7 protein-coding genes and 1 pseudogene are annotated in these 5522 nt (G+C 67.2%); 5 read left to right on the top strand and 3 right to left on the bottom strand.

Features of this window, described 5'->3' with window-relative positions; translation table 11 throughout:
* Together AC1DY5_RS40175 and AC1DY5_RS40170 are read right to left on the bottom strand one after the other, a co-directional pair.
* The coding region (locus AC1DY5_RS40175; RefSeq protein ID WP_478120022.1) for an acyl carrier protein at window positions 1–297 on the bottom strand (297 nt) is incomplete at its 3' end.
* Window positions 298–312: 15 nt separating this feature from the next.
* On the bottom strand, window positions 313–549 hold the full coding sequence (locus AC1DY5_RS40170; protein WP_478120021.1) for an ElaB/YgaM/YqjD family protein: 237 nt from the start codon (window positions 547–549) through the stop codon (window positions 313–315).
* A 196-nt stretch (window positions 550–745) separates the two neighbouring features.
* Here AC1DY5_RS40170 and AC1DY5_RS40165 point away from each other — a divergent pair, with 196 nt between their 5' ends.
* The 4 genes and pseudogenes from AC1DY5_RS40165 to AC1DY5_RS40150 all read left to right on the top strand — a co-directional run.
* On the top strand, window positions 746–2734 hold the full coding sequence (locus AC1DY5_RS40165) for an erythromycin esterase family protein (RefSeq protein WP_478120020.1): 1989 nt from the start codon (window positions 746–748) through the stop codon (window positions 2732–2734).
* 13 nt (window positions 2735–2747) lie between these two features.
* Window positions 2748–3374: a dienelactone hydrolase family protein gene (locus AC1DY5_RS40160; RefSeq protein ID WP_478120019.1), complete on the top strand. Its 627-nt coding sequence runs from the start codon at window positions 2748–2750 to the stop codon at window positions 3372–3374.
* A gap of 7 nt (window positions 3375–3381) precedes the next feature.
* Window positions 3382–3840 carry a CBS domain-containing protein gene (locus AC1DY5_RS40155; protein WP_478120018.1) on the top strand — a complete coding sequence of 153 codons (459 nt, stop codon included), beginning with the start codon at window positions 3382–3384 and terminating at the stop codon, window positions 3838–3840.
* Between the two features lie 33 nt (window positions 3841–3873).
* Window positions 3874–4257, top strand: a pseudogene (locus AC1DY5_RS40150) (helix-hairpin-helix domain-containing protein); the annotation flags it as partial.
* 99 nt (window positions 4258–4356) lie between these two features.
* On the opposite strand, the gene AC1DY5_RS40145 reads toward AC1DY5_RS40150, so the two are convergent.
* The gene (locus AC1DY5_RS40145; RefSeq protein ID WP_478120024.1) at window positions 4357–4548 is read right to left on the bottom strand and encodes a hypothetical protein; all 192 of its coding nucleotides are present in this window, start codon (window positions 4546–4548) and stop codon (window positions 4357–4359) included.
* On the opposite strand from AC1DY5_RS40145, the gene AC1DY5_RS40140 reads away from it, so the two are divergent.
* Window positions 4547–5522: PHP domain-containing protein (locus AC1DY5_RS40140; RefSeq protein WP_478120023.1), on the top strand; the 976-nt coding region annotated here is incomplete at its 3' end. The genes AC1DY5_RS40145 and AC1DY5_RS40140 overlap by 2 nt on opposite strands.

Genomic DNA, 5522 nt, shown 5'->3' with positions numbered 1-5522 from the left:
GGTGCTGCTGCGCGGCGGGGCGGCGGCCAGCGCGCGCAGCAGGTCGCGCGGCGTCTGCGCGGCCTCCATCGCGGCTTCGGGCATGCGCACGTCGAACGCCTGCTCGAGCCGCAGCATCAGTTCCATCCGCGCCAGGCTGTCGATGCCAAGCATGCGCTGCAGGTCATCGTCCAGATTCGGTGGCGCTGGCTCGTCGCCGCGCAGTTCATGCAACAGCGCCTGGATCACCGACGTCAAGCGCGCCGGTGTCACCTCGGGTCTGACCGACGCGGCCGGCCTGACGGCAGTGTCCGACACGCGAAAAGCAACGCCTCAGCGTCGCGTGGCGAGGAAGCCGATGACGAGGCCCACGGCCGCCGCGATGCCGATGGCGCTGTAGGGGTGATGGTGCACGACCTGGTCGGTGCTTCGCGCCGCATCGCGTGCCTTGTGCAGCGCATTGCCCTGCAGGTCGTCGAGCAGCGTACGAAGCTTTTGAAGGGTCTCGCTCATCGTCGCTGAAGAGCCGTCCTGCTCCGGCGCCCCGAGGTTCTGCGTCGTATCGTTCATGGATCGGCCTTTCGTGGATGGTTGAAGGATGCTTTCATCGTAGGCATGGCAACATCGGGCCCCTTGACCTGCATCAAGGGGTAAAGCCCCTCCCCCTTGCGCGTTCCTGGCGCCGTGCTACGCGGCAGGCGTTTGAGCCAGCGCAAATCAGCGTTTGAAATCCGGGTTCAAACTGATCTAAGCAGCAGGAGACATCTTGTCGAACATCGACTTCGGGCGGCTTCGCGTCGCCATGGTGGAAGATCAGATTGCAGGCCGGGGCGTGCGCGCCAGAGACGTGCTCGAGGCGATGCACGCAGTGCCTCGCGAGGTCTTCCTGCCGGCGCCGCTGCAGGAGTTCGCCTACGAGGATGCAGCGCTGAAGATCGATGAGGAGCGAACCCTCCCTCAACCCTATCTCGTCGCGCTGATGGCCGAGGCGCTGTCGCTCCGGCAGCATGCGAAGGTCCTTGAGATCGGCACCGGATCGGGTTACGCGACGGCCGTGCTCTGCCGGCTTGCCACAAGGGCCTACAGCGTCGAATCGAACGCCGCATTGGCGGCGAAAGCGGCAGCCATCCTGCACAGCCTGCGATCTCCCCACGTTCAGATCGTGCACGCCGACGCCAACCGGGGTCTGCCGGAGCATGGGCCCTTCGATGCGATCTTCGTGAATCCGGACGGTTCGGACTTCGTCGGTGCGCTGAAGCCGCAGCTTGCGATAGGTGGACGCATGGTTGTATCGGCGGGCATCGATCCGGCGGTTCGGGAGCTGATCCGCGTGACGCGCACGGGCCCCGACGAGTACGCGGTCGAGGACATCGCGGATGTCAGGGTCGCGCCGCTGGATGTGGATGCCGTGCGGATTCAGACGCGTGAGGAAAGGCAGCCCCCGGTCGGATCGCCGGACGCGCGCCTGGCGCGGACCATCGCCGCCGCGTGTGAGCGGTTCGAGACGGTTGAATCCGCGGACCTGGCGCCCTTGGTCGATCGCATCGGCGAAGCCCGGGTCGTGTTGCTTGGCGAGGCGACCCACGGCAGCTCGGAGTTCTATCGGATGCGCGAGCGCATTTCGCGCGAACTGATCTTGCGCAAGCACTTCGACTTCATCGCCATCGAGGCCGACTGGCCGGATGCGGCCCGCATCGACCGTTACGTGCGCCATACCGGTCACCGCCCTTCGCGATGGTCCGCCTTTGCCCGGTTCCCGGCGTGGATGTGGCGCAACCACGAGGTCCGCACTTTTGTCGAATGGCTTCGCGCTCGCAATGCCGGGCGTGCCGAGGGCGACAGGGTCTCATTCCATGGCCTCGACCTCTACAGTCTCTACAACTCGATCCATTCGGTGGTCGGCTACCTGGAAGACGTCGATCCCCCCACGGCGGGAATCGCCCGCCGACGCTATGGATGCCTGACGCCTTGGCAGTCGGACCCGGCCAGCTACGGCCATGCGGCGCTGAACGACCGGTATCTCAGTTGCGAGCCCGAAGTGGTCGCGATGCTGGGCGACCTGCTTCTCAAGGAGCAACGCTATGCCGCACAGGACGGCGAGCGCTTTCTCGATGCCGTGCAGAACGCCCGCCTGGTCGCCAACGCGGAGCGCTACTACCGCTCGATGTACTACGGCTCGCGCGCTTCCTGGAACCTGCGCGACAGCCACATGTTCGAGACCCTGCAGAGACTGCTGGACTATCACGGACCGCGGAGCAAGGCCATCGTCTGGGCGCACAACTCGCACGTCGGCGATGCGAGGGCCACCGAGATGTCCCGACGCGGCGAGCACAACATCGGGCAGCTGTGCCGGGTCGAGTTCGGCGCCGGCGCCTGCCTGATCGGATTCGGGACGCACACCGGGACCGTTGCGGCGGCATCCGACTGGGACGGGCCGATGGAGGTCAAGCCGGTGCGCGCCTCGATGGCCGGAAGCTACGAGCGCCTTTGCCATGAATCGAAGGTCGCGAACTTCATCCTGCCGCTGCGCGGTCCGGCATCCGGGGAGGTGGTGGCAGGCTTGTCGCAKCCACGGCTGGAGCGTGCCATCGGCGTGCTCTACCGGCCCGAGACCGAGCTKCAGAGCCACTACTTCCAGGCCATACTCMCCCGGCAWTTCGACGAGTACATCTGGCTGGACCAGACCCGCGCTGTCACGCCGCTCGGAACCGAGACGATCGAGGGGCTGCCGGACACCTACCCCTTCGGCCTGTGACCGAGGAGTCCTGATGCCGAACCTATTGCGTATGGTGATCGGCCCGAACAGGCTCGAAGGCGAACTGTGCCTGGTGGAGCCGCCGCGCGGCATCGTCGTTTTCGCGCACGGCAGCGGCAGCAGTCGCCGCAGCCGCCGGAACATACATGTAGCCCGCGCATTGCAACGCAGGGGGCTGAGCACCCTGCTGTTCGACCTGCTCACCTCCGACGAGGCCGACAACCGCGTCAACGTGTTCGACATCCCCTTGCTTGCGCAACGGGTGATGGACGCCCTCGATGCCCTGTCCTCCCACGGCCGTCCGATCGGCCTGTTCGGTGCGAGCACGGGTGCGGGCGCCGCGCTGGTCGCAGCGGCGCGGCGCCCGGAGGTCGTGCAAGCCGTCGTCTCGCGCGGTGGGCGTCCCGATCTCGCCGGTGAATCCCTGGACGCGGTTCTCGCGCCGACCCTGCTCATCGTGGGCGGGTCGGACACCGAGGTTCTGGCGATAAATCGCGAGGCCCTCGGGCGTCTGCGCTGCGAAAAGCGTCTCGAGGTCGTGCCGCGCGCCACGCATCTCTTCGAGGAGGCAGGCGCCCTGGAGGTCGTCGCCGAGCTGGCCGGCGCATGGTTCGTCAAGCACCTTCATCCCATCGATTGAAGGCCACATGATGCGCGATCAGCATGTCGGCGCGCTGATCGTCACCAGCCAAACGCCCGAGGGCGACTGCGTGACCGGCATCGTCACCGACCGCGACCTGGTGGTCGATGTCCTGGCGCGCGGCCTGAATGCCAACGGCATCCAGGTCGGCGAGTTGGCCAGCGACAAGCTCGCGAGCGTGCCCGAGGAGGCCGACGTCTCCGCCGCCATCGTCGTGATGGAATCCCATGGCGTCAGGCGCGCGCTGGTGATCGACAGTGCCAAGCATGTCACCGGCATCGTCTCGCTGGACGACCTGATGGACGAATGCGCCAAGGAACTCGCCGGCCTGGCGAGGGTGATCCGCAGCGGCATCCAGAGGGAACTGGCCGAAACGAACACCGCCCCACCGCCGCAGAAGCCCCTGCCCTTGCGCTTCCCCGCGACGGGCACCGCCGGCTGGAGCTCCGTCCAGGCGCCGCATTGACCGGTCCGGCGCCACTCGTCGCCGGGACTGCACATGCCGCTCGTCAATGCCGACGTCGCTGCGGCCTTCGAGGAGATCGCCGATCTGCTCGAGGTGCAAGGAGCCAACACCTTCCGCGTGCGCGCGTACCGCAATGCGGCACACATTCTGGGTGAGCTCGGGACGAACATCAAGTCGATGGTCGAACGCGGTGCGGACCTCGATGCACTGCCGGGCGTCGGTCCCGATCTTGCGAGCAAGATCAGCGAGGTCGTTCGTACCGGGCATTGCGCACTGCTGGACCAGTTGCGCACTCAGTTGCCGCCGGCCGTCACCGAGCTGCTGAAGATCCCGGGGATCGGCGCCAAGCGCGCACGCGCGTTGCACCAGGCACTCGGTCTCCGGACATTGCAGGACCTGCATCGGGCCGCCGAAGCAGGTCACCTGCGCAGCGTGCAGGGGATCGGCCCGAAGACGCAGCAGGCGATCCTCGAGGCCACCGCGATTCGCCTCAAGGCAGCACGGCGCTACAAACTCTCAGTGGCCACCCAGGTGGGCGAAGCGCCGCGCGCTGAACTGGCTTCGGTGCCGGGGGTGCTGCAGGTCGAGGTTGCGGGCAGCTTGCGCCGGCAGCGCGATACGGTGGGCGATCTCGACATGGTGGCGGCCGTCGAGCGCGACAGCCCGGTCATGGACCGCTTCGTGTCGACCGCGGACGGGGCGGCGCATGCTCATCAAGGGACACACCCGAGCCAGCATCGTGCTGGCCAGCGGGCTGCAGGTGGACCTGCGCGCGGTGCCACGCGAGAGCTTCGGCGCGGCGCTGCTCTACTTCACCGGCTCGAAGACCCACAACATCGCGCTGCGGCAGCGCGCACGCGAGGCAGGGCTGAAGCTCAACGAGTACGGCGTATTCCGAGGCGACCGGCGCATTGCGGGCGAGACGGAAGCTTCCGTGTATCGCGCCCTTGGCCTGCCCTTCATCGAACCCGAGCTGCGCGAGCAGCGCGGCGAGATCGACGCGGCGCTGTCGCACAGCCTCCCTGCGCTCGTGCAACGCAGCGACCTGCGCGGCGATCTGCACGCGCATACACGTGAGAGCGACGGTCGCGAGAGCCTCGAAGCGATGGCCGCCGCTGCCCAGGCGCGCGGGCTCCAGTACCTGGCGATCACCGATCATTCGCCGCGGCTCGCGCTGGCCCACGGCCTCGATGCCGGACGGCTCGCGCAACAGATCGACCGGATCGACGAACTCAATGCCCGGCTCCATGGCATCGTGCTGCTGACGGGTATCGAAGTGGACATCCTCGAGGACGGCAGGCTCGACCTGGTCGTCGGTGCCATCCACCATCGCTTCGACCTGCCGCGCGACAAGCAGACCGACCGGCTGCTGCGCGCCATGGACCATCCGTGTTTCAGTATCCTTGCCCACCCAAGCGCGCGCCTGATCGACGAACGGCCCGGCTGCGACTTCGATCTCACGCGCGTGGTCCGCAAGGCGCGCGAGCGCGGCTGCTTCCTGGAGCTCAACGCGCAGCCCGCCAGGCTCGACCTGAACGATGTCGCCTGCCGCATGGCGAAGGACGAGGGCGTGCTGGTGAGCATCGCTTCCGATGCGCACAGTTCGATCGAGTTCGACCACCTTCGCTTCGGCATCGGTCAGGCGCGTCGCGGCTCGCTGGAAGCGGGCGACGTTCTCAATA

The sequence above is a fragment of the Variovorax sp. P4_D9 genome (genome assembly GCF_056401695.1).
Note: the sequence above shows the minus strand (reverse complement) of the source record. Positions and strands in the feature narration are given on the sequence as shown.

Bases quoted from the DNA above. Each gene is read 5' to 3' on its own strand.
- AC1DY5_RS40160 (WP_478120019.1), top strand. From the start codon at position 2,748: ATGCCGAACCTATTGCGTATGGTGATCGGCCCGAACAGGCTCGAAGGC.
- AC1DY5_RS40145 (WP_478120024.1), bottom strand. From the start codon at position 4,548: ATGCGCCGCCCCGTCCGCGGTCGACACGAAGCGGTCCATGACCGGGCT.
- AC1DY5_RS40155 (WP_478120018.1), top strand. From the start codon at position 3,382: ATGATGCGCGATCAGCATGTCGGCGCGCTGATCGTCACCAGCCAAACG.
- AC1DY5_RS40170 (WP_478120021.1), bottom strand. From the start codon at position 549: ATGAACGATACGACGCAGAACCTCGGGGCGCCGGAGCAGGACGGCTCT.